This is a genomic window from Stenotrophomonas sp. S4, from assembly GCF_054187805.2.
In genome coordinates this window covers 2,077,012-2,096,771 of the sequence record NZ_CM196188.1, presented here as the reverse complement: position 1 = coordinate 2,096,771, position 19,760 = coordinate 2,077,012, and the positions used below count along the sequence as shown (strand labels likewise).

At 67.7% G+C, this 19,760-nt stretch carries 22 protein-coding genes and 1 tRNA gene; 12 read left to right on the top strand and 11 right to left on the bottom strand.

The features are described 5' to 3' along the window. Window positions 1-37 precede the first annotated feature (37 nt). Both ACUZUJ_RS09865 and ACUZUJ_RS09860 read right to left on the bottom strand, forming a co-directional pair. Window positions 38-451, bottom strand: coding sequence for a DUF6691 family protein (locus ACUZUJ_RS09865; RefSeq protein WP_049445878.1), 414 nt, complete (start codon window positions 449-451; stop codon window positions 38-40). Continuing rightward, window positions 448-885: a YeeE/YedE family protein gene (locus tag ACUZUJ_RS09860; protein WP_049445875.1), complete on the bottom strand. Its 438-nt coding sequence runs from the start codon at window positions 883-885 to the stop codon at window positions 448-450. Before ACUZUJ_RS09860 ends, ACUZUJ_RS09865 begins: the two co-directional genes overlap by 4 nt. A gap of 86 nt (window positions 886-971) precedes the next feature. Between ACUZUJ_RS09860 and ACUZUJ_RS09855 the strand changes: the two genes are divergently transcribed. Further along, complete coding sequence (locus ACUZUJ_RS09855) at window positions 972-1,295, top strand: ArsR/SmtB family transcription factor (RefSeq protein ID WP_458220231.1); 324 nt, start codon at window positions 972-974, stop codon at window positions 1,293-1,295. A 3-nt stretch (window positions 1,296-1,298) separates the two neighbouring features. Here the strand turns inward: ACUZUJ_RS09855 and ACUZUJ_RS09850 are convergent, their stop codons facing one another. From ACUZUJ_RS09850 to ACUZUJ_RS09830, 5 genes are all read right to left on the bottom strand, one after another. Then, window positions 1,299-1,727, bottom strand: a complete 429-nt coding sequence (locus ACUZUJ_RS09850) for a BLUF domain-containing protein (RefSeq protein ID WP_458220232.1) — start codon at window positions 1,725-1,727, stop codon at window positions 1,299-1,301. A gap of 83 nt (window positions 1,728-1,810) precedes the next feature. After that, a complete protein-coding gene (locus tag ACUZUJ_RS09845) occupies window positions 1,811-2,944 on the bottom strand; it encodes a hybrid sensor histidine kinase/response regulator (protein ID WP_458220233.1) in 1,134 nt (377 codons plus the stop codon). Beyond that, on the bottom strand, window positions 2,941-3,516 hold the full coding sequence (locus ACUZUJ_RS09840) for a chemotaxis protein CheB (RefSeq protein ID WP_458220234.1): 576 nt from the start codon (window positions 3,514-3,516) through the stop codon (window positions 2,941-2,943). The genes ACUZUJ_RS09845 and ACUZUJ_RS09840 overlap by 4 nt, the downstream gene beginning before the upstream one ends. Then, complete coding sequence (locus tag ACUZUJ_RS09835; RefSeq protein WP_014036988.1) at window positions 3,516-4,340, bottom strand: CheR family methyltransferase; 825 nt, start codon at window positions 4,338-4,340, stop codon at window positions 3,516-3,518. The genes ACUZUJ_RS09840 and ACUZUJ_RS09835 overlap by 1 nt, the downstream gene beginning before the upstream one ends. Then, a complete protein-coding gene (locus ACUZUJ_RS09830) occupies window positions 4,337-7,441 on the bottom strand; it encodes a response regulator (RefSeq protein WP_458220235.1) in 3,105 nt (1,034 codons plus the stop codon). Before ACUZUJ_RS09830 ends, ACUZUJ_RS09835 begins: the two co-directional genes overlap by 4 nt. 151 nt (window positions 7,442-7,592) lie before the next feature. On the opposite strand from ACUZUJ_RS09830, the gene ACUZUJ_RS09825 reads away from it, so the two are divergent. Next, window positions 7,593-8,756 (top strand): two-component system sensor histidine kinase NtrB, encoded by a 1,164-nt coding sequence (locus ACUZUJ_RS09825; RefSeq protein ID WP_424143697.1) that lies wholly within the window; start codon window positions 7,593-7,595, stop codon window positions 8,754-8,756. After that, window positions 8,746-9,105 carry a response regulator gene (locus ACUZUJ_RS09820; protein WP_014036985.1) on the top strand — a complete coding sequence of 120 codons (360 nt, stop codon included), beginning with the start codon at window positions 8,746-8,748 and terminating at the stop codon, window positions 9,103-9,105. The genes ACUZUJ_RS09825 and ACUZUJ_RS09820 overlap by 11 nt, the downstream gene beginning before the upstream one ends. Window positions 9,106-9,125: 20 nt before the next feature. Here the strand turns inward: ACUZUJ_RS09820 and ACUZUJ_RS09815 are convergent, their stop codons facing one another. Next, the gene (locus ACUZUJ_RS09815) at window positions 9,126-9,701 is read right to left on the bottom strand and encodes a TetR/AcrR family transcriptional regulator (protein WP_049445860.1); all 576 of its coding nucleotides are present in this window, start codon (window positions 9,699-9,701) and stop codon (window positions 9,126-9,128) included. A 170-nt stretch (window positions 9,702-9,871) separates the two neighbouring features. On the opposite strand from ACUZUJ_RS09815, the gene ACUZUJ_RS09810 reads away from it, so the two are divergent. Beyond that, the gene (locus tag ACUZUJ_RS09810) at window positions 9,872-10,702 is read left to right on the top strand and encodes a universal stress protein (protein WP_049445979.1); all 831 of its coding nucleotides are present in this window, start codon (window positions 9,872-9,874) and stop codon (window positions 10,700-10,702) included. Here the strand turns inward: ACUZUJ_RS09810 and ACUZUJ_RS09805 are convergent. Continuing rightward, on the bottom strand, window positions 10,650-11,543 hold the full coding sequence (locus tag ACUZUJ_RS09805) for a helix-turn-helix domain-containing protein (protein ID WP_119006161.1): 894 nt from the start codon (window positions 11,541-11,543) through the stop codon (window positions 10,650-10,652). The genes ACUZUJ_RS09810 and ACUZUJ_RS09805 overlap by 53 nt on opposite strands. A 145-nt stretch (window positions 11,544-11,688) precedes the next feature. On the opposite strand from ACUZUJ_RS09805, the gene ACUZUJ_RS09800 reads away from it, so the two are divergent. Continuing rightward, window positions 11,689-12,249 (top strand): GNAT family N-acetyltransferase, encoded by a 561-nt coding sequence (locus ACUZUJ_RS09800; protein ID WP_049445978.1) that lies wholly within the window; start codon window positions 11,689-11,691, stop codon window positions 12,247-12,249. Window positions 12,250-12,256: 7 nt separating this feature from the next. Here the strand turns inward: ACUZUJ_RS09800 and ACUZUJ_RS09795 are convergent, their stop codons facing one another. Then, window positions 12,257-12,721 carry a GNAT family N-acetyltransferase gene (locus ACUZUJ_RS09795; RefSeq protein WP_049445856.1) on the bottom strand — a complete coding sequence of 155 codons (465 nt, stop codon included), beginning with the start codon at window positions 12,719-12,721 and terminating at the stop codon, window positions 12,257-12,259. 164 nt (window positions 12,722-12,885) lie between these two features. Between ACUZUJ_RS09795 and ACUZUJ_RS09790 the strand changes: the two genes are divergently transcribed. Beyond that, window positions 12,886-13,776, top strand: coding sequence for a dihydrodipicolinate synthase family protein (locus tag ACUZUJ_RS09790; protein ID WP_458220236.1), 891 nt, complete (start codon window positions 12,886-12,888; stop codon window positions 13,774-13,776). A gap of 34 nt (window positions 13,777-13,810) precedes the next feature. On the opposite strand, the gene ACUZUJ_RS09785 is transcribed toward ACUZUJ_RS09790, so the two are convergent. Then, window positions 13,811-13,887: transfer RNA gene (locus ACUZUJ_RS09785), tRNA-Arg, on the bottom strand. Between the two features lie 183 nt (window positions 13,888-14,070). Here ACUZUJ_RS09785 and amaB point away from each other — a divergent pair. The 6 genes from amaB to murB all read left to right on the top strand — a co-directional run bounded on the left by amaB (window position 14,071) and on the right by murB (window position 19,737). After that, entirely contained in the window at window positions 14,071-15,603 is a 1,533-nt protein-coding gene (gene amaB, locus ACUZUJ_RS09780) for an L-piperidine-6-carboxylate dehydrogenase (protein WP_049445849.1), read from the top strand. Then, window positions 15,603-16,406 carry an SDR family NAD(P)-dependent oxidoreductase gene (locus ACUZUJ_RS09775; RefSeq protein WP_458220237.1) on the top strand — a complete coding sequence of 268 codons (804 nt, stop codon included), beginning with the start codon at window positions 15,603-15,605 and terminating at the stop codon, window positions 16,404-16,406. The genes amaB and ACUZUJ_RS09775 overlap by 1 nt, the downstream gene beginning before the upstream one ends. Before the next feature lie 137 nt (window positions 16,407-16,543). Continuing rightward, the gene (locus ACUZUJ_RS09770) at window positions 16,544-16,828 is read left to right on the top strand and encodes a DUF4190 domain-containing protein (RefSeq protein WP_049445846.1); all 285 of its coding nucleotides are present in this window, start codon (window positions 16,544-16,546) and stop codon (window positions 16,826-16,828) included. Window positions 16,829-16,832: 4 nt separating this feature from the next. Then, on the top strand, window positions 16,833-17,603 hold the full coding sequence (locus ACUZUJ_RS09765) for a class I SAM-dependent methyltransferase (protein WP_049445844.1): 771 nt from the start codon (window positions 16,833-16,835) through the stop codon (window positions 17,601-17,603). Window positions 17,604-17,611: 8 nt separating this feature from the next. Beyond that, entirely contained in the window at window positions 17,612-18,667 is a 1,056-nt protein-coding gene (locus ACUZUJ_RS09760; RefSeq protein ID WP_458220238.1) for a quinone-dependent dihydroorotate dehydrogenase, read from the top strand. Between the two features lie 8 nt (window positions 18,668-18,675). Next, entirely contained in the window at window positions 18,676-19,737 is a 1,062-nt protein-coding gene (gene murB, locus ACUZUJ_RS09755) for a UDP-N-acetylmuramate dehydrogenase (RefSeq protein ID WP_458220239.1), read from the top strand. The last annotated feature ends 23 nt before the right edge of the window (window positions 19,738-19,760 follow it).

The following is a 19,760-nucleotide window of genomic DNA, read 5'->3' as shown; positions in this document are numbered from 1 at the left end:
GATCTGACCGCACGCAGGGTGACACAGGGGTGAAGCCTCAGCGTACGACGCGATCGTGCAGCCAGAAACCCGCAAGCATCGCAGGCACGAACCACAGTGCTTCACGCGATGCGACTGCCAGCCCGGCGATGGCCGGTCCCGGGCAGTAGCCCGCCCATCCCCAGCCGATACCGAACAGTGCGGCACCCAGCAGCAGGCGGGCATCGACATCACGCGCACTGGGCAGCTGGAATCGCACCGCGAACCACGGCTGCGCGCGGCGCAGCGCCCAGCGCTGCCCGACCGCACTGACCAGCAGCGCCGAGCCCAGCACCCACATCAGGGTGGGATCGAAATCACCCGCGATGTCGAGGAAGCCGATTACACGGCGCGCATCGGTCATCCCCGAAAGCGCCAACCCCGCGCCGAACAGCGCACCTGCCGCTGCCGCGGCCCCTGTCGCGCGGCTCATGCCAGGCCTCCGCCGTGGCGGATGAGGAAGGTGGTGAGCATCGCGCAGGCCATGAACACCAGCACCGCCAGCAGCGAGCGCTTCGAGCCGCGCGCCATGCCACAGACGCCGTGGCCACTGGTACAGCCACTGCCCAAGCGGGTGCCGAAGCCCACCAGCAGGCCGGCGCCGATCAACTGCCAGGCAGGCAAGGCGTCGCGCAGCAGTACCCGCGGCGACGCGTCGGGCAGCGATTGCCACCACAGCACCAGCCCGGCCGCTGCAAGCAGGCCGGACAGGAAGGCCCAGCGCCATCCGCGCTCGCCATTTGCTGCGCGCAGGATGCCTGCGGCGATCCCGCTGATACCGGCCACGCGGCCGAGGGTGGCGAGCAACAGCACCGCGGCGGCGCCGATCAGCGCCCCGCCAGCCACCGCAGTCCAAGGCAGGTTCATGCCCTGCCCTCATTCACGCCATTCATGGGATTGCCCTTTTATTTAGATTTATCTAAATTAGACGCTTCTAAACAAAAAGGTCAACCATGCCCGGCACCCCGCTCGACAGCGCCGCGATGGCCGAGCACGCCGCACAGGCTGCTGCGCTGCTCAAGCGCCTGGCCCATCCTGCCCGCCTGCGCGTGCTGTGCCGCCTGGTCGAAGGCGAAGCCCCGGTACCGGAACTGCAGGCGCTGACCGGATTGAGCGCATCCGCGCTGTCGCAGCACCTGGCCGTGCTGCGCGAACTGGACATCGTGGCGACCCGGCGCGAAGCGCAGGCCATCCACTACCGCATGCAGGAAGGGCCCGCATTGGGCGTGCTGCAGGCGCTGCATGCCGCCTATTGCGGCGGCGGTACCTCGCGCTGACGCTCAGCCGGCGTGCAGCGCTGGCTGCACAACGTTGTCGAGCAGATCCACCGGCGTCGGCACGGAGCGATCGCCCTGCAGGGTACGGGTAAAACCCGACCAGTCACTGGATGACAGCTGGCGCAGCAGCGCCTCCTCCACCGGCAGCGCGCGCATCGACCAGTACGGAAACTGGCGCTGGCCCAGGCGGCCGCGCGCCAGTTCAATGATGTCGATATGGCTGCCGGCCTGCAGGATGCGTTCGTAGACCGAGTCGATGCCATCCGGCGGCCCTTCGATGTACTGCAGGAAACGCCCGCCATCGTGCAGCAGCACGCCGGTCACCCCGGCCATCTTGTTGAAGCGGGCCGCATCGTCGACCAGCGCCTGCAGCCGTCCAGCGGGAAGATCCGGCAGCACCCGGCTGACATAGGCGATCGCACGCAGTGGCATGGTGCTTCCTTGGCAATATGTACCGCCACGGTAGCAGTTGCGGACGAGCCCGTCTCAGATCCACGCCACGCTTGCTGAAGAATTCAGCTTGCCGCGTTTCCCGGGCCTTCAGAGCGCCGTGGCAGCGTCGCCTCGAACACCACCTGCCCCGCCTCGTTGCGCGCGCCGATGCGGCCACCGTGGGCGCGGACGAACTGATCAACGATGTACAGGCCCAGCCCCAGGCCATTGCTGGGGTGGAAACTGGCCTTGAACGGCTCGAACAATCGTGGCAGCAGCGCGTCGTCGATCCGCCCGGCGTTGCTCACCCGCAGCAGCACGCTGCGCGGATCACGGCCGTCCACCTCCACCCTCGCCTCGCTGCCATGGGTGAGCGCGTTGCCGACCAGGTTCGCGGCGACCTGGCCCAGCCGATCCAGATCACCCTGCAGGCGGGTATCGCCCTGCATGTCGAGATGGACCCGCGCGTGGCCGTGGGCGCTGCCCGCTTCGGCCACCACTGCACGCGTCACCTCCGCAAGATCGCAGGCACTGGCCTGCAGGCGCAGGCCGCCGCTGCGGATCCGCGAAAAGTCCAGCAGCTGCTCGACCATCCGCGCCATGCGCAGGGTGCTGGCTTCCAGGTACTTCAGGGTCTGCTGCGCACCGGCATTGTCCCCGGGAAGCTCCAGCGCAAGCTTGTCGGCACACAGCAGGATCGCCGACAGCGGCGTGCGCAGGTCATGGGTAAGCACGGCCGCCATCGTCTCGTTGAGCTTGAGCGAACGCTCCAGTGCCTCGTTGCGTGCCTTCAGCAGCTGGCGCTGCTGGTAGAGCTCGATGAAGACGTTGACCTTGCTCAGGATCACCTGCGGCGCGACCGGCTTGTGCAGGAAGTCGACCGCACCGGTTTCGTAGCCCTTGAAGGCGCGCACCGGGTCATCCGGCGAGGCGGTCAGGAAGATGATCGGCACATCGCGGCTGCGGTGCGAACCGCGCATCAGCTCGGCCAGGGTGAAGCCATCGATCTCCGGCATGTGCACGTCCAGCAATGCCAGCGCCACCTCGTGCTCCAGCAGCAGCTCCAGCGCCTGCGCACCCGAGCCCGCCAGCAGCAGGTTCACGCCCTCGCGCTGCAGCAGCGCCTGCATGGCTACCAGGTTCTGCGGCACGTCATCGACGATCAGCAGGTTGACCGGGGTCTGCGACTGCGCAGGGTCCGGTGGCAGCAGGTTCATGCAAACAACTCCTTCAGGCGACGGCACATCAGTTCAAGGGGCAGCACGGCATCAGCGCCAGCGTGCTGCAGGGCGGAGGCCGGCATCATCGATGCCTCGGCCTCCTCGGGACATTGCAGCCAGGCGCGGCCGCCAGCGGCGCGCACGGCGGCCACCCCTTCGCTGCCGTCACTGCTGGCACCGGTCAGCAGCAGGGCCAGCACCTGCGCACCGAACACCGCCGCTGCCGACTCGAACAGCGGATCGATGGCCGGGCGCGAAAACAGCACCGGGGCGTCGACCGACAACGCCAGCGAACCGGCGTCTTCCACCAGCAGGTGATAGTCCGGTGGCGCGAAGGTCACCGTGCCGGGCTGCAGCGGCTGCTTGTCCTCGGCCTCGCGAACCGGCAGCGCGCAGTACGGCGCCAGCACTTCGGCGATGCGGCTGCTGCGGTCGCGTGGCAGGTGCAGCACGGCCAGCACCGGCGCGGGCAGCGCCGCCGGCAGCGCGCCGAGCACCGCCTGCAGGGCCGCGACCCCACCGGCAGAGGCGCCGATCACCAGCACGGCCGGGCGTGTCAGCGACGCCATCAGGCGACCTTCCGGTACAGGCGATGCTCGCGCGAGCAGACCTCGAACGCACCGTGGTGGCGACCGAACTGCAGCGATTCCTTGCTGCCCAGGCCAAGGAAGCCGCGATGCACCAGTGCTTCGCGGAACAGGCCCACCGCACGGTCCTGCAGGTCGCGGTTGAAATAGATCAGCACGTTGCGGCACGAGACCAGATGTACTTCGGAGAACACGGTGTCGGTGGCCAGGCTGTGGTCGGCGAACACCACGTTGCGGCGCAGCTGGCGGTCGAACACCGCGCCATCGTAGGCCGTGGCGTAGTAGTCGGAGAGCGAAGCGGTGCCGCCGGCCGCCAGGTAGTTGCGGCTGAACTGGGCCATGCGGTCGATGCCATAGGCGCCGGCTTCGGCGGTGGCCAGCGCTGCCGGATTGATGTCGGTGGCATAGACAATGCTGCGCTCGAGCAGGCCTTCCTCGTGCAGCAGGATCGCCAGCGACCACACTTCCTCGCCCGTACTGCAACCGGCCACCCACAGCTTCACCGAGGGATAGGTGCGCAGCACCGGCACCACCTGCTCGCGCAGCTCGCGGAAATAGGCCGGGTCACGGAACATCTCCGACACCTGTACGGTGAAGAACTGCATCGCCTGCGCGAACAGGTCCGGCTCGTGCAGCAGGCGGTGCTGCAGGTCGGCCAGCCGCTCGCACTCGTAGCGCTGCATCGCCTGGCGGATGCGCCGCCGCAGCGACGACACCGCGTAGCTGCGGAAGTCGTAGTGGTAGCGCTGGTACAGCGCTTCCAGCAGCACTTTCAACTCCAGGTCGAACAGGGCCTGCTCGTTCATTGCCGCGAGCACCAGACCCGGCACAGCGAGACCAGCTTGTCGACATCGATGGGCTTGGCGATGTAATCGTTGGCACCGGCCTGCAGGCAACGCTCACGGTCGTCCGGCATCGCCTTGGCGGTCAGCGCGATGATCGGCAGGTCCTGCAGGTGGCGCTGCGCGCGGATCTCGCGCATCGCGGCCAGGCCGTCCTTCTCCGGCATCATGATGTCCATCAGCACCAGATCGACTTCGCGCTCGGCCAGGCGATCAACCGCTTCCTGGCCATTGCGCGCGATCTCCAGCGTCACGCCGAGGGGTTCGAGCACGCTGGACAGCGCGAAGATGTTGCGGACATCGTCTTCTGCCAGCAACACGGTACGGCCGTCGAGCACGGTGTCGCGCCGGCGCGCCTCGCGCAGCAGGCGCTGCTGGTCGGTCGGCAGGCTGGCCTCGACGCTGTGCAGGAACAGGGTCACCTCGTCCAGCAGGCGTTCGGGCGAGCGCGCGCCCTTGATGATGATGCTCTTGGAATAGCGACGCAGGCGCTGCTCTTCCTCGCGGCTGAGCGCGCGGCCGGTGTAGACGATCACCGGCGGGAAGCCGACGTCATCGTTGCCGGCCATGTGCTCGAGCAGGTCGTAGCCACTGCCATCCGGCAGCGACAGGTCCATCACCATGCAGTCGAAGGTAACCGTGCTGAGCTGTTCCAGCGCGCCGGCCAGGGTACCCACTGCAACGATCTGCAGCTGATCGCGGCCCAGCAGCAGTTCCAGGTTGTGGCGCAGCTCGCTGTCGTCCTCGACGATCAACAGGCGCCGCATGTCGCGCTGGCTGGTCTGTTCCAGCTGCTCGATGGCCGTCACCAACCGCTCGCGCGTGGTCGGCTTGATCGCGAAGCCGATCGCACCCAGCTCGCGTGCGACCTGGCCGCGCTCCATCGCCGAAACCACGTGGACCGGGATGTGGCGGGTGTCCGGATTTCGCTTCAGGCGCTCCAGCACGCTCAGGCCGGACACATCGGGCAGGCCGATATCGAGCAGGATGCCGTTCGGGCGCAGCTCGCTGGCCAGTGCCAGCGCTTCTTCCGCCGTGCTGGCCACCACGCAGTCGAAGTCCAGCTCGTGGGCCAGCGCCACCAGCGCTTCGGCGAAGGTGGCATCGTCTTCCACGGCCAGGATCAGCCGGCCTGCACGCTGGCGCCGGCCACGGTCGTCGGCCACGCTGGCCGTCGCCGTGACCGCGCCGGACGCAATCACCGGCGCAGCGGGCGCGGGTACATGCACAGGCGCAACCGCTGGCGCCACGACGGCGGCAGCGGGCGCCGCGTCCGATTCAAGCTTAGGTGCCCCCTGCAGCGGCAGCTCCAGGATGAAGCAGCTGCCACGGCCCGGCTCACTGTCGACCTGGATGGTACCGCCCATGCGCTCGGCCAGATCGCGCGAGATCGACAGGCCCAGGCCGGTGCCACCGTAGCGACGCCGGGTGCTGCCGTCCGCCTGGCGGAAGGCCTCGAAGATCACCTGCAGCTGCTCGTGGGCGATGCCGATACCGGTATCGCAGACTTCGAAGCGGACACGGCCATTGCCCCCTGCACGGACCTGCAGGCTGACCTTGCCGTGTTCGGTGAACTTCAGCGCATTGGCCAGCAGGTTCTTCAGGATCTGCTGCAGGCGCTGGTTGTCGGCCACCAGCTGGCTTGGCGCCAGCGCATCGGCCTCGATCTGCAGGGCCAGGCCCTTCTGCCTCGCCATCGGCTCGAACGTCTCGCGCAGGCGCTGCAGCACGCTGTCCACCACCACGACTTCGTCGGCCAGCTCGACATGGCCGGCCTCGATGCGCGACAGGTCCAGGATGTCGTTGATCAACGCCAGCAGGTCGTTGTTGGACGACAGGATCGCGCGTGCGTACTTCACCTGTTCTGGGGTGAGCGTGCCGTCCTTGTTGTCGGCCAGCAGCTTGGCCAGGATCAACGAGCTGTTCAGCGGCGTGCGCAGCTCGTGCGACATGTTGGCCAGGAATTCGGACTTGTAGCGCGAGGTGGCAGCCAGCTCGTTGCTGTTGCGCACCAGCTGGCCCTGCGCGACCAGCAGCGCCTGCTTCTGCGCTTCCAGCTCGTGGGTGCGCTCTTCCAGCTGCACGTTGCTCTGTTCCAGCTCGGCCTGCTGCTGCTCCAGGTGTCCCTGCGACTGCATCAGGCTGCGGCTCTGCTCTTCCAGCTCCTCGTTGGCCACGCGCAGCTCTTCCTGCTGCGCCTGCAGTTCCTCGCCTTGACGCTGCGATTCCTCCAGCAATACCACCAGCTGCGCGCGCAGCAGCGAGGCGCGCAGCGCCATGCCGATCGTTTCGGTGCAGCGCTCCAGCAGTTCGTCGTCGAGGTCGCGCTGCGCGCCGATGCGCGCGCGACCCAGCTCGATCACACCGACCACGGCGCCGTCGCTGCTGATCGGCGCCAGGATCCGCTCGCGCACCGGCACACGCCCGAGGCTGGTCTGCAGGTCGAGTACCGCGGCGTCATCGCCATACAGGTGGCGGATCCGCTCGTCACGCGCCACCTGCCCGGCCAGGCCTTCCTGCAGGGCCAGCGACGCTGGCGTGCCAGAAGGCAGCGCCATGCCACCGGTCAACTGCAGCCGCCCACCTTCCAGGCGATAGACCGCGCCCACATCGGCATCCAGCTGGCCGGCCAGGTGCGTTGCCGCCGCTTCTGCGATCTGCTCCGGCCCGAGGTCGCCGCGCAGGCTCATCGCCACCGCATTCTCGGCCTCCTGCAGCCAGAGCGCACGCATCGCCTGGCGCCGGGCCTGGATCGCGCGCGAGACGATCAGCGCGATCATCAGGAAGGCGCAGCCACCGATGGTGCGGTTGACGAACGAGAACGACGAGTTGTTGCTGGCTGGCGCCACGTTGAAGCCGATCACCAGCAGGACACAGGCGATCATCGCGACCACGAACGGCGCGCGCGCACTGCGCTGGAACACCGTGACGCCCACGGCGAGGAAGTAGGCCAGCCAGACCGCGTATCCCAGCGGCACCACCAGTTCCAGCGCGATGGTCGCCGACAGCAGTACGGCAGAGGTCATCCAGATCCAGCGGTCACGCGTAGTCGCACCAGGACGCATGCAGGTCGGTTCCAGAAGACAAAGGGTGGGTGATGGTACTCCCTGTCGCATTCAGCCGCACAGGACCAATGGCACGTGCCTGCCGTGCACGCATCCTTCACACTGCACTGCCTAGCTTCACGTCCCTCTCAGGGGTAACACTTATTTCCACGTGGACGCTGCCGCTTCTACGACGTCCGTGCTGACGGACCCTTCCCGACAACTGCGACTGTTGATCGACAGCGTGCGCGACCATGCGCTGTACCTGCTTGATCCCGAAGGCATCGTCTGCAGCTGGAACCCGGGCGCGGAGCGCATCAAGGGCTATTCAGCCGATGAAGTGGTGGGTACGCACTTCGGTCGTTTCTACCTGGCCACCGACCGCGAGGCCGGCGAACCGCAGCGCCTGCTCCGCCTCGCGGCGCAGCAGGGCCATGTTGCCAGTGAAGGCTGGCGGGTACGCCGTGATGGCTCGTCGTTCCGTGCCAGCGTGGTCATCGAGCCGGTCGTCGAAGCCGGCGAACTGCTTGGCTTCGTCAAGATCACCCGCGACATCACCGAGCAATGGCAGGCACAGCGACTGCTGCGGGATGCCCAGCGCGCGCTGCGCAACACCCAGCAGTTCGAGACGGTTGGCCGGCTCAGCCGCGGCCTGTCGCACGAGTTCAACAACCTGCTGACCACCATCGGCAACGCACTGGACCTGCTGTCGCTGCGCGTCAGCGGTGACGATGCCCGCGCCGCCGAGCTGCTGGACGCTGCGCAGGCGGCCACCGACCGCGGCGCCCTGCTGACCCGCCAGCTGCTGGCCTTCAGCACGGGCCAGACCTTGATCCGCGAACCGCTGGACATCAACACGCTGGTACGGCAATGGCTGCCGGGCCTGCAGCGCGCCTGCCCGCCCACGGTGACGCTGGACGCCTGCCTCACGCCGGGCCTGCCGCAGGTGTGCACCGACGCGATGCAGCTGCAGGCTGCCCTGGCCAATCTGGTGGCAAATGCCGTGGAGGCCACCATCGATGGCGGGCGCATCCTGATCGGCACCGCGCTGGAACATCGGCTCGACCCGGATGCGGACACGACGCTGCAGCGCGGCTATGTCACCCTCAGCGTCTGTGACGAAGGCCATGGCATGGCCGCTGACATCGCCGAGCGCGCCAGCGAGCCCTTCTTCACCACCAAGGACATCGGCAAGGGCAGCGGCCTGGGCCTGAGCCAGGTGTTCGGATTCACTACCCAGAGCGGCGGCTTCGTCGATGTGTCCACCACGCCCGGTGTCGGCACCACGGTCAGCCTGCTGCTACCCGCAACGGAGGACCCAGCCCATGACCGATGAACCGATCCGCGTACTGATGGTGGAGGACCAGAACGATCTGCGCGAGATGATCGGCCTGGCCCTGCGCGATTTCGGCATCGAGGTGGCCACCACCGCCGATGGCCACGAGGCGGCGGAGCTGCTGAAGGGCGAAGCGCGCTTCGACGTGGTGTTCAGCGATATCAGCATGCCCAACGGCATGTCCGGCATCGAACTGAGCGAGCACGTCGCGCGCGAACAGCCGCAGGCACGCATGATCCTGTCCTCCGGCTATGCGCGCTCGCAGCTGCCGCCGCTGCCGGAGCAGGTGGAGTTCCTGCCCAAGCCCTATCGCCTGCGCCAGCTGGTCGAGCTGTTGAAGCAGGACTGACGGCCTGCAGGACCAGACCGCTATTTCGCCGAGGCCTTCATCGCCCCATGACGGAACGACGCCAGCAACGTTGATGCCGCCATCGCCGGTGCCAGCCGACCGCGCGCCAGTGACCAGGTGATGCCGTAGAAACAGGTCCAGTAGAAGTCCGCCAACCACACTGCACTGAATCCGACGTTGAACACGCCGGCGTGCTGGCCGCGCAGGAAAAACGCCTCGAAACGCTCGCCGATCGGCGCCCAGCGCTCGGGCAGCAGGTGCAGGTCGCCCTGCCGCTGCTGCTCTTCCATCATGCGCGCGAACAGCAGCGTCACCAGTTCCCAGTCCGCCAGCAGGGCGTGGGTCACCTGCTCCAGCACCTGCATCGCATCGGCATCCCCGTCGAACCACGTGGCTGCGGCTTCCAGGCGCTCGAAGCCCGCAGCAAACAACGCCTCGTCGATCGCTTCGCGGGTGGGTGCGAAGCGATACAGCGTGGCCCGGCTGATACCGGCGCCACTGGCCAGCTCGCTGAGTGTGCAGCGCGGATGGCTGACCAGGGTGGCAGCAAGGGCGTGGTGCAGGTCGCGGCGTGTACGTGCTGCGGCAGGTCGCATGGAGGGGCCTGGAGGCGGGGTCCACTCACGCTAGCATGAATCATCCATTAATAAACTGAATCACCAATGATTCATCCGAATCATGGATGCGCTACAACGAAGGCGCGTCCGGCGCACCCGGGTCGGTGCATGGCAGGGAACGCGTCACAGGCATCGAAGGAGACAACGCCATGCTGCATCCACTACGCGACATCGCTGTGCTGTTCGATGCCAGCGACACCGGTGTGCGCGTATTGAACATCGCCGCCCATCTGGCGCAGGCCCAGCAGGCGCACCTGGTTGCAGTATCCACCGCCCAGCACCCCACCGACATCGCCAACGGTTTCGCCCGTGGCGCAGGCATCGCCGCCGCGCTCGACCACGAAGCACGCACCGACGCCGCCTGCACCGCGCAGCTCATGCAGAACCTGCGCGCAGCCTGCGAGCCACTGCAGATCAGCACCGAACTGCGCATCGTTTCGGACTATCTCGGTGGCGCCGATCTGGCCCTGCAATCGCTGTACTGCGACCTGATCATCGCCGGCTATCCGCACACGCCCGGCGCGCCCTCCGGCTGGCGTCCGCTGGGCACGCTGCGCCAGACCGGCGTGCCGATGCTGCTGGTGCCACCGCACTGGCAAGGCGAACAGGTCGGCAGGCGCATCGTGGTGGCCTGGAATGCCAGCAAACAGGCCCGTCGCGCCGTAGCCGATGCCCTGCCGTTGCTGGCCCGCGCGCAGGCGGTGCACCTGCTGATGGTCGACACGCCCAAGGCCGAGGCCACGCCCGGTGCCGAGATGGCCCAGCACCTGGCCCGGCACGGTGTCGAAGTCGAGATCCAGGCGATCAGTTCCACACAGGGCGGTGTTGCCGCAACCATCCGCCAGCATGTCCTCGATGCCGAGGCCGACCTGCTGGTGCTGGGCCCCTACAGTCGCAGCCGGGTGGTCGAGCGCGTGCTCGGCGGGGTTACCGAGGATCTGCTGTCCGAAGTTCCGGCACCGCTGTTCGTATCCCACTAGCACCGCCCTGCCCCGCACGGCGGTAGCCGGTCAGCGACTGCCCGGTGTGCCGCCGGAAGTAGCGGCACAGGTAGGACGCATCCTCGAAGCACAACCGCTCGGCGATGCGCCCGATCGGCAGCTCGCTGTAGCTCAGCAGCGCCTTGATCTCCAATACCACCTGGCGGTCGATCAACGCCTTGGGCGTTTCATCGAAGCACTCGCGGGTGAGCTGGGAAAGATAGAACGGCGTGATGCACAACGCGTCGGCGTAGGACTGCACGTCGCGCTGGCGGGTGCTGCGCTGGCCGACCAGCTCCCAGAAACTCCAGGCCAGGCGCTCGCGCCGGCTGACCGGCGCTGCCGCCACTTTCTGCACTGGCAGCAGCGTGGCGAACTTCAGGAAAAACGTCTGCAACAGGTTGCGCAGCATCACGTGCCGATAGCGGCCACCCGTGTGCTGCGCATCCATCAGCTGCTGCAGCCAGCCCTGCAGCAGCGGCACCTCCAGCGGCGACGGCACGCAATGCGGATGCTCGTGCAGGAACTTGAACAGTGCGTTGGGCAGCACATAGGCCACCTCCGACGCCAGCGCCTTCGGCATCAGGCAGACCACCGCCAGGAAGCCGCGCGATCGCTGCCGCAGCAGCGCCAGCGTGTCCTCGGCCAGCACCAGCACGTCGTGCCGCTGCACCGCCACCTCACGGAAGTTCAGTGCGAAGCGCGCACGCCCGGACACGCACACCAGAACCGCCAGATACGCGTGCCCGAATGACAGCGGAATGCCCTGCCCCTCGGCCAGCGTGCTGACCTCCAGGCGCATCGATTCGTCCTGATCCAGAAGCTGGGGTATGCGGTCCATGGGCCGATCCGGCTGGATTCCGGGGCACAGCATACGGGGCAACGCCAGTGAGTTGTGAAAAATACCGAAACCATCAAGATCCCGCCCTGTGCCCTTCGCCCGGCCCGGCCTAGCCTGTGCGCTCTCTTCCTGCCCCTGAATGGCCATGCCCCTGCACACCGAACGCCTGATCCTGCGCCCCTGGCGCGACACCGACGCCGCCGACCTGTACGAATACGCCCGCGACCCGCGCGTCGGGCCCATCGCCGGCTGGCCGGTGCACACCAGCGTGGAGGAAAGTGCCGACATCATCCGCACCGTCTTCAACCGGCCCGAAGTCTACGCACTGCAGAGCCGCGAGGACGGCCACGCCATCGGCTGCGTCGGCATCCTGATCGGTGCCGACAGCAACTTCGAGATCGGCGAGCGCGAAGGCGAGATCGCCTACTGGATCGGCGTGCCGTACTGGGGCCGCGGCCTGGTACCCGAAGCGGTGCGCGAAGTGATGCGGCATGCCTTCCTCGACCTGCACCTGGACGCACTGTGGTGCGGCTACTTCGCCGACAACCTGCAATCACTGAGCGCACAGAGCAAATGCGGTTTCCAGCATCACCATACCGAAGTGAACAAGTTCAACAGCTTCCTCGGCGACTACCGCACCGAACACATCAGCCGCATCACCCGCGAGCAATGGCAGGCGCAACAGGCTGCCGTGCTGCGCGCGTGATCACGACTCAGCCGGCACGGTGCTGCATGAACAGAAGTTCCGGTGTCGAAGCATCTTCCATCGGCTGGAAGCCCAGGTGGCGGTACAGGGTCACCCCCGCGACGTTGTCACGATAGACACGCAGGGTCAGCCGCTCCACCCCGGCCGACTGCAACGCCTGCGCCATCAGCGCCTGCATCAGGACACGTCCCAGTCCACGCCCGCGTGCCTGTGGCGAAACGATGATGCGGCCCAGGTGAAGCGTGCCGGAGGTCGTTGGCCAGTACTGGCCGAAACCAAGGCAGTGGCCATGCGCATCCAGCAGCACCCACCCCGGGCGCTGCTGCAGTTGCAGTGCCTGCGCGAATGCGTCCGGCGCGAGCGGATACGCCACGCCGGGACCGGCCCAGCGCTGGGTTGCGCTGGCCGAATCCAGCCACGCGCCGATGGCGGCGTAGTGCGGAGGCTGCACGGGGCGAAGGTACTCAGTCATGGCGTGCGCGCAAGGAAGGATGGCCGCCATGGTGCGCGATCCTCGCGGCCGAATCACGTTGCAGGGCAGCGCTTGAATTTTGTCCTAGGACAATAAACAATGCCGATCGTCCACGGTCGCCACACCTGGCGACCTCTCCTTTCCTTCTGCCCCCGGGGTTCGCCATGATCCACGGCCTCAGCGCCTTTCCTCTTACGCCGATGACCGAATCGAGCATCGACCTGCGCGCCTTCGCCGGGCTGGTCGAGCGCCTCGCAGCGGCCGGCGTGGACTCCATGGGCGTGCTCGGCTCCACCGGCAGCTACGCCTACCTGGAAAAAGCCGAGCGCATGCGTGTCCTGCGCGAAGCCTTGGCCCACGCAGGCACCGTCCCGGTCATCGTCGGTATCGGAGCGCTGCGCACTCGCGATGTGCTGGCTCTGGCAAAGGATGCCGAGGATGCCGGTGCGGCCGGCCTGCTGCTGGCACCCGTGTCCTACCAGCCATTGAAGGACCATGAGGTCTTCACGCTCTTCGAATCGGTGTGCATGGCAGTGCACACCCCGATCTGCGTCTACGACAATCCCGGCACCACCCACTTCCGGTTCAGCGATGAACTGCATGGGCGGATCGCCGCCCTGCCCAACATCGCCTCGATCAAGCTTCCACGCCTGTCCGACCATCCTGCCGAAGCCGCAGCGCGCGTCGCGGCACTGCGTGCCCATCTTCCTGCGCATGTCACGCTGGGCATCAGCGGCGACGCGGCCGCCGTAGATGGACTGGCCGCCGGCTGCGATGGCTGGTATTCGGTAACCGGCGGGCTGTTCCCTGGGGCGGTGCAGCAGATCACCCGCGCGGCCGGCAACGGCGACATGGCGACGGCCCAGGCCGTGTCGGCGAGGCTGGCGCCGCTCTGGGCGCTGTACGACCGCTTCGGCGGCATCCGCGTGATGGCGTGCGCAGCCGCGCTGATGGGCCTGTGTACCGAGGATTGCCTGCCACGGCCCTTGCTTGGGCTGCACGGTGAAGAGCGGGCGCGTGTGGCGGAGGTGCTGCGCGGCCTGGAGCTGCTGTAGCGCTCGAGGACGGGCGTCCCGGGCGGCGCGTGGGTGGTGACCCCGGCCCGATTCGAACGGGCGACCTTCCCCTTAGGAGGGGGACGCTCTATCCAGCTGAGCTACGGGGCCATGCAGCCGGGAAGTTTACAGGCAACGCACCCTGCCCTCCAAGCATTCATGTCCGGCCCGGCTCCGCTGGCGCGTTGCACCATGGCCGGACAGGGCGCTCTGCTACCATCGGCGATTCAGTTCATCGCGTCCCCCACCTGCCCGCGATGGCGCCAAACAACGTAACGAAACACAGGAGTCTGCATGTCTTCCGAGCTGCTCAAGTCCCTTGGCCTGGACGCGATCAACGCTGGCACGTACCTGGGCAACGGGGAGTGGTCGAGCGCGACCAGCGGTGAGCTGATCACCCCGGTCAACCCGACCACCGGCGAGCCGATCGCGCAGGTCCGCGCGACCACCGAGGCTGAGTACGAAACCGTCGTCGCCCGCGCCCAGGAAGCCTTCAAGGTCTGGCGCACCACGCCGGCCCCGCGCCGCGGCGAAGCCGTGCGCCTGTGCGGCGAAGCGCTGCGCAGGCACAAGGACGCCCTGGGTTCGCTGGTTGCCCTGGAAATGGGCAAGAGCAAGCCGGAAGGCGATGGCGAAGTGCAGGAGATGATCGACATCGCCGATTTCGCCGTCGGCCAGAGCCGCATGCTGTACGGCTACACCATGCATTCCGAGCGCCCCGGCCACCGCATGTACGAGCAGTACCACCCGCTGGGCCTGGTCGGCATCATCTCGGCCTTCAACTTCCCGGTCGCGGTGTGGAGCTGGAACTCGTTCCTGGCCGCCATCTGTGGCGACGTGTGCATCTGGAAGCCGTCCAACAAGACGCCGCTGACCGCCATCGCCTCGCTGAAGATCTGCAACGATGCCCTGCGCGAAGCCGGCTTCCCCGACATCTTCTTCCTGATCAACGATGCCGGCACCGCGCTGTCGGAGAAGATGGTCGATGACCGTCGCGTGCCGCTGATCAGCTTCACCGGCTCGACCCAGGTCGGCCGCACCGTCAACGAGAAGGTCGCGCGCCGCCTCGGCCGCTGCCTGCTGGAACTGGGCGGCAACAACGCCATCATCCTGGACGAAACCGCCGACCTGAAGCTGGCCGTGCCGGGCATCGTGTTCGGCGCCGTCGGCACCGCCGGCCAGCGCTGTACCACCACCCGCCGCCTGATCGTGCACCGCTCGATCTACGCCGACGTGCTGGCCACCCTGGTCAAGGCCTACAAGCAGGTGGAAGGCAAGATCGGCGACCCGACCGACGCCGCCAACCTGATGGGCCCGCTGAACAGCGACGGCGCCGTGCAGCAGTTCCTCGATGCCATCGCCCAGGCCAAGGCCGCCGGCGGCACCATCGAAACCGGCGGCACCCGCATCGACCGCGCCGGCAACTTCGTGCTGCCCGCGATCGTCTCGGGCCTGAAGAACAGCGACGCCGTGGTCCAGCACGAAACCTTCGCGCCGATCCTGTACGTGATGCCGTACGACAGCATCGACGAAGCCATCGACATGCAGAACGGCGTGCCGCAGGGCCTGTCGTCCTCGATCTTCACCCAGAACCTGAAGACTGCCGAGAAGTTCCTGTCGGCCGCCGGCAGCGACTGCGGCATCGCCAACATCAACATCGGCACGTCCGGTGCGGAGATCGGTGGTGCCTTCGGTGGCGAGAAGGACACCGGCGGTGGCCGCGAGTCCGGCTCGGATGCGTGGAAGGTCTACATGCGCCGCCAGACCAACACCATCAACTATTCGGATTCGCTGCCGCTGGCCCAGGGCATCAAGTTCGACCTGTGATGGCAAGCGACGCGGACACGTCCATGGGTCAGAGCCCCGCAGGGGCTCCGACCCTCGATTTCACCGGCCGCCGCGTGCTGATCGCCGGCGGCAGCAAGGGCATTGGCCGTGAAATGGCGCTGGCGTTTGCCGGCGCCGGTGCGCAGGTCTCGGTCTGCGCGCGCGGCCAGGCCGGTCTGGATGCCCTGCGCGCCGATGCACGGACGCAGGGCTTCGAACTGCACGCGTTCTCCGCCGATCTGGCCGACCCCGGCCAGATCCAGGCCTGGCTGCATGCCGCTGCCGACGCGCTCGGTGGCATCGACGTGCTGGTCAACAACGCCACCGGCTATGGCATGGCCGACGACGAGGACGGCTGGGCCGCCAGCCTGCAGATCGACCTGATGGCCGCCGTGCGCGCCTCGCGCCTGGTACTGCCGTGGCTGCGTGCCTCCAGCGACGCCTGCATCCTCAACCTGTCTTCGATTGCCGCGCAGCAGCCGCGTCCCGGTGGCGCGCCCTATGCCGCCGCCAAGGCCGCGCTTTCGCACTACACCACCTCGCAGGCGCTGGCGCTGGCCAAGGACCGGATCCGGGTGAATGCGATCGCGCCGGGCTCGATCGAGTTCGATGACGGCCTCTGGGACCGCCGCCGCACCGATGACCCCGCGCTGTACCACGGCACCCTGGCGAAGATTCCGTTCGGCCGCTTCGGCCACCCGCGCGAGATCGCCGACGCCGCCCTGTTCCTGTGCTCGCCGCTGGCGCGCTGGGTCACCGGCAGCGTGCTCAACGTGGATGGCGGCCAGGTGTTGATGGGCTGACACCGGCACCCGGTAGCTGCCAACCTTGGTTGGCATGCCTTTTGTCGACCAAGGTCGACGCCTGCCATCGTATCCGCCGGGCATGGGATTGCCGGGGCAGACGCACTATCATGTGCACACTGCCAAGGAGGACCCCGATGAGCGTGGCACCCCGACAGACAAGCGCCCTGGCCGTGGTCAGCCTGGTCATGGGCATCGCCAGCTGGACCGTCCTGCCCTTCGTGGCCAGCATCGTCGCCATCATCACCGGCCACATGGCCCGCGCCGAAATCCGCCGCCGCCCGCACGAACTGGAAGGCGATGGCCTGGCCGTTACCGGCCTGGTACTCGGCTGGGTGATGGTCGGCGCCGTGATCGCCGCCATCCTGGTCTTCATCCTGTTCTTCGGCGGCCTGGCCTGGCTGGCGGCGGTGTCGAACTGACGCCATGACCACTTCCGACAGCACCGAACGCTTCAGCAGCCGCGTCGCCGACTACGTCCGCTACCGGCCCGACTACCCACCCGCGCTGCTGGAGTGGCTGCACGGCCCGATGGGCGTCAGCCGCAAGGCACTGGTCGCCGACATCGGCGCCGGTACCGGCATTTCCAGCCGCCTGTTTCTGGCCAGCGGCCATCCCGTTGTCGCGGTTGAGCCCAACGCCGCCATGCGGGGCGCGGCCGAGCAATGGCTGGCACCGCAGTACCCGCAGTTCCGTGCGGTGGACGGCCGCGCCGAGGCCACCACACTGGACGATGCCAGCGTCGATCTGGTCAGCGTCGCGCAGGCCTTCCACTGGTTCGACACCGTGGCGGTGCGCGCCGAGTGGCAGCGCATCCTGCGTCCCGGCGGCCAGGCATTGATCTACTGGAATTCGCGCCTGCTCGATGCCAGTCCGTTCCTGATCGGCTACGAACAGCTGCTGCTGGACTACGGCACCGACTACACCGCCGTGGCCGAGCGCTACCAGGACGACGCCACCATGCAGGCCTGGTTCGGCCCCGGCCTGCGCGGCATGGTGGAGTTGCCCAACGTGCAGCACCTGGACTTCGATGCCCTGCGCGGGCGCCTGCTGTCCTCCTCCTATGCCCCTCAATCCGGTCATCCGCGCCACGCGCCGATGATCGACGCTCTGCAGCACCTGTTCGCCGCCCACGCGGTCGACGGCCAGGTTGCTTTTGAATATCGAACCCGAGCCTTCCTCGGCACGCTGGACTGAACCGACGCATGTATTCGCTTGCCCGCCCCTTCCTGTTCTCGCTCGACGCCGAGCGCGCCCACGGCCTCGGCCTGTCCGCACTGGACCTGGCCTATCGCACCGGTACCACGCCGCTGCTGGCCGCACGCATCGCGCCGATGCCCAGCACGGTGTTCGGGCTGACGTTCCCCAACCCGGTCGGCCTGGCCGCCGGCCTGGACAAGAACGGCGAGCACATCGATGCATTGTTCGCGCTGGGCTTCGGCTTCGTTGAAATCGGCACCATCACCCCGCGCCCGCAGGCAGGTAATCCGCGGCCGCGCCTGTTCCGCCTGCCGGAACACAACGCGATCATCAACCGCATGGGCTTCAACAATGCGGGCGTGGACGCACTGGTGCGCAACGTCGAGCGCGCGCGCAACCGCCGCGGCCTGCTCGGCATCAACATCGGCAAGAACAAGGACACCCCGAACGAACAGGCCGTGGACGATTACATCGCCTGCCTGGACAAGGTGTACCCGCTGGCCGACTACATCACTGTCAACATTTCCTCGCCCAACACCGCAGGCCTGCGTGAACTGCAGGAAGAAACCGCGCTGCGCCAGCTGGTCAGCCAGCTGCGCGACCGCCAGGAAGACCTCGCGGCCCAGCATGGCCGCCGCGTGCCGATGCTGGTGAAGGTGGCGCCGGACCTCAGCGAACGCGACATCGATGCCGCCGCCCGCGTGCTGGGCGAACTGCAGGTGGACGGCGTGATCGCCACCAACACCACCATCGACCACAGCAAGGTGGCCGGCGACCCGTTGGCCAACGAGGCCGGTGGCCTGTCCGGTGCGCCGGTGCTGGAGCAGTCCACGCTGGTGCTGCGCCGCCTGCGTTCGCGCCTGCCCGAATCGGTGCCGCTGATCGGCGTCGGCGGCATCCTGTCCGGCGCCGATGCCGTGGCCAAGATGGCCGCAGGCGCGGCACTGGTGCAGTGCTACAGCGGCCTGATCTTCCGTGGCCCGGCACTGGTTTCCGAATGCGTGGAGGCGATCCGTCGCCGCCGCGAAGCGCCCAGCCGCGGCGCGGTGGCGCCGCTGTGAGCGCGCCCATGGACACCGTCGACGGCAACGCCCCCCTGCGCTGGACGCTCACCCGTAACGCGCCGCTGCAGGCACTGAATACCTTCCACGTGCAGGCCAGCGCCGCGCAGCTGCTGGAACTGCACGATGCCGCGCTGCTGCCGGAGGTGCTGGCACTGCCCGAGGTGGCCAACGGCCCGCTGCTGGTGCTGGGTGCCGGCAGCAACGTGCTGATCGCCGAGGACCTGCCGGGCACCGTGCTGGTGTTCGGCAACCGTGACATCAGTTTCCTTGAACACCGCGCCGACCACGCGGTGGTCCGCGCCGGTGCCGGCGTGCCGTGGCATGGCCTGGTGATGTGGTCGCTGCAGGAAGGCCTGTCCGGCCTGGAAAACCTGGCCCTGATTCCCGGTACTGCCGGTGCCGCGCCGATCCAGAACATCGGCGCCTATGGCGCGCAGGTCGGCGAGTTCATCCAGGCGGTCGAAGCCTGGGACTGCCAGGAACAGGCCTGGGTGCGGCTGGACAACGAACAGTGTGGCTTCGCCTACCGCGACAGCGTGTTCAAGCAGCAGATGGACCGCTACCTGATCACCGCCATCGAACTGAAGCTGCCGCTGCTGCACGATCTGCGCATGGACTACGCCGGCATCCGCGACGAACTGCAGGCGCAGGGCGTGGAGCTGTCCGGTGCGGTGGACGTGGCCAATGCAGTGATCGCGATCCGCCGCCGCAAGCTGCCCGACCCGGATGTACTCGGCAACGCCGGCAGTTTCTTCAAGAACCCGGTGCTGCCGCTGGAACAGGTCGACGTGCTGCTGCAGCACTTCCCCGACCTGCCGGTGTTCCCCGCCGAGCAGGACGACAAGCGCAAGGTCTCTGCGGCCTGGATGATCGAATCCTGCGGCTGGAAGGGCTTCCGCGACGGCGATGCCGGCGTGGCCCCCAGCCATGCACTGGTCCTGGTCAACCACGGCAACGCCACCGGCGCTGAGCTGCTGGCACTGGCGCGCCGCATCTCGGCCTCGGTGCTGGAGAAGTTCGGCGTGCCGATCGAACCGGAGCCCCGCCTGCTCGGCGCACAGTGGTGAACAGCCCCGCCCTTTCCCCCAGC

Bases quoted from the DNA above. Each gene is read 5' to 3' on its own strand.
- ACUZUJ_RS09865 (WP_049445878.1), bottom strand. From the start codon at position 451: ATGAGCCGCGCGACAGGGGCCGCGGCAGCGGCAGGTGCGCTGTTCGGC.
- ACUZUJ_RS09860 (WP_049445875.1), bottom strand. From the start codon at position 885: ATGAACCTGCCTTGGACTGCGGTGGCTGGCGGGGCGCTGATCGGCGCC.
- ACUZUJ_RS09855 (WP_458220231.1), top strand. From the start codon at position 972: ATGCCCGGCACCCCGCTCGACAGCGCCGCGATGGCCGAGCACGCCGCA.
- ACUZUJ_RS09850 (WP_458220232.1), bottom strand. From the start codon at position 1,727: ATGCCACTGCGTGCGATCGCCTATGTCAGCCGGGTGCTGCCGGATCTT.
- ACUZUJ_RS09845 (WP_458220233.1), bottom strand. From the start codon at position 2,944: ATGAACCTGCTGCCACCGGACCCTGCGCAGTCGCAGACCCCGGTCAAC.
- ACUZUJ_RS09840 (WP_458220234.1), bottom strand. From the start codon at position 3,516: ATGGCGTCGCTGACACGCCCGGCCGTGCTGGTGATCGGCGCCTCTGCC.
- ACUZUJ_RS09835 (WP_014036988.1), bottom strand. From the start codon at position 4,340: ATGAACGAGCAGGCCCTGTTCGACCTGGAGTTGAAAGTGCTGCTGGAA.
- ACUZUJ_RS09830 (WP_458220235.1), bottom strand. From the start codon at position 7,441: ATGCGTCCTGGTGCGACTACGCGTGACCGCTGGATCTGGATGACCTCT.
- ACUZUJ_RS09820 (WP_014036985.1), top strand. From the start codon at position 8,746: ATGACCGATGAACCGATCCGCGTACTGATGGTGGAGGACCAGAACGAT.
- ACUZUJ_RS09815 (WP_049445860.1), bottom strand. From the start codon at position 9,701: ATGCGACCTGCCGCAGCACGTACACGCCGCGACCTGCACCACGCCCTT.
- ACUZUJ_RS09810 (WP_049445979.1), top strand. From the start codon at position 9,872: ATGCTGCATCCACTACGCGACATCGCTGTGCTGTTCGATGCCAGCGAC.
- ACUZUJ_RS09805 (WP_119006161.1), bottom strand. From the start codon at position 11,543: ATGGACCGCATACCCCAGCTTCTGGATCAGGACGAATCGATGCGCCTG.
- ACUZUJ_RS09800 (WP_049445978.1), top strand. From the start codon at position 11,689: ATGCCCCTGCACACCGAACGCCTGATCCTGCGCCCCTGGCGCGACACC.
- ACUZUJ_RS09795 (WP_049445856.1), bottom strand. From the start codon at position 12,721: ATGACTGAGTACCTTCGCCCCGTGCAGCCTCCGCACTACGCCGCCATC.
- ACUZUJ_RS09790 (WP_458220236.1), top strand. From the start codon at position 12,886: ATGATCCACGGCCTCAGCGCCTTTCCTCTTACGCCGATGACCGAATCG.
- amaB (WP_049445849.1), top strand. From the start codon at position 14,071: ATGTCTTCCGAGCTGCTCAAGTCCCTTGGCCTGGACGCGATCAACGCT.
- ACUZUJ_RS09775 (WP_458220237.1), top strand. From the start codon at position 15,603: ATGGCAAGCGACGCGGACACGTCCATGGGTCAGAGCCCCGCAGGGGCT.
- ACUZUJ_RS09770 (WP_049445846.1), top strand. From the start codon at position 16,544: ATGAGCGTGGCACCCCGACAGACAAGCGCCCTGGCCGTGGTCAGCCTG.
- ACUZUJ_RS09765 (WP_049445844.1), top strand. From the start codon at position 16,833: ATGACCACTTCCGACAGCACCGAACGCTTCAGCAGCCGCGTCGCCGAC.
- ACUZUJ_RS09760 (WP_458220238.1), top strand. From the start codon at position 17,612: ATGTATTCGCTTGCCCGCCCCTTCCTGTTCTCGCTCGACGCCGAGCGC.
- murB (WP_458220239.1), top strand. From the start codon at position 18,676: ATGGACACCGTCGACGGCAACGCCCCCCTGCGCTGGACGCTCACCCGT.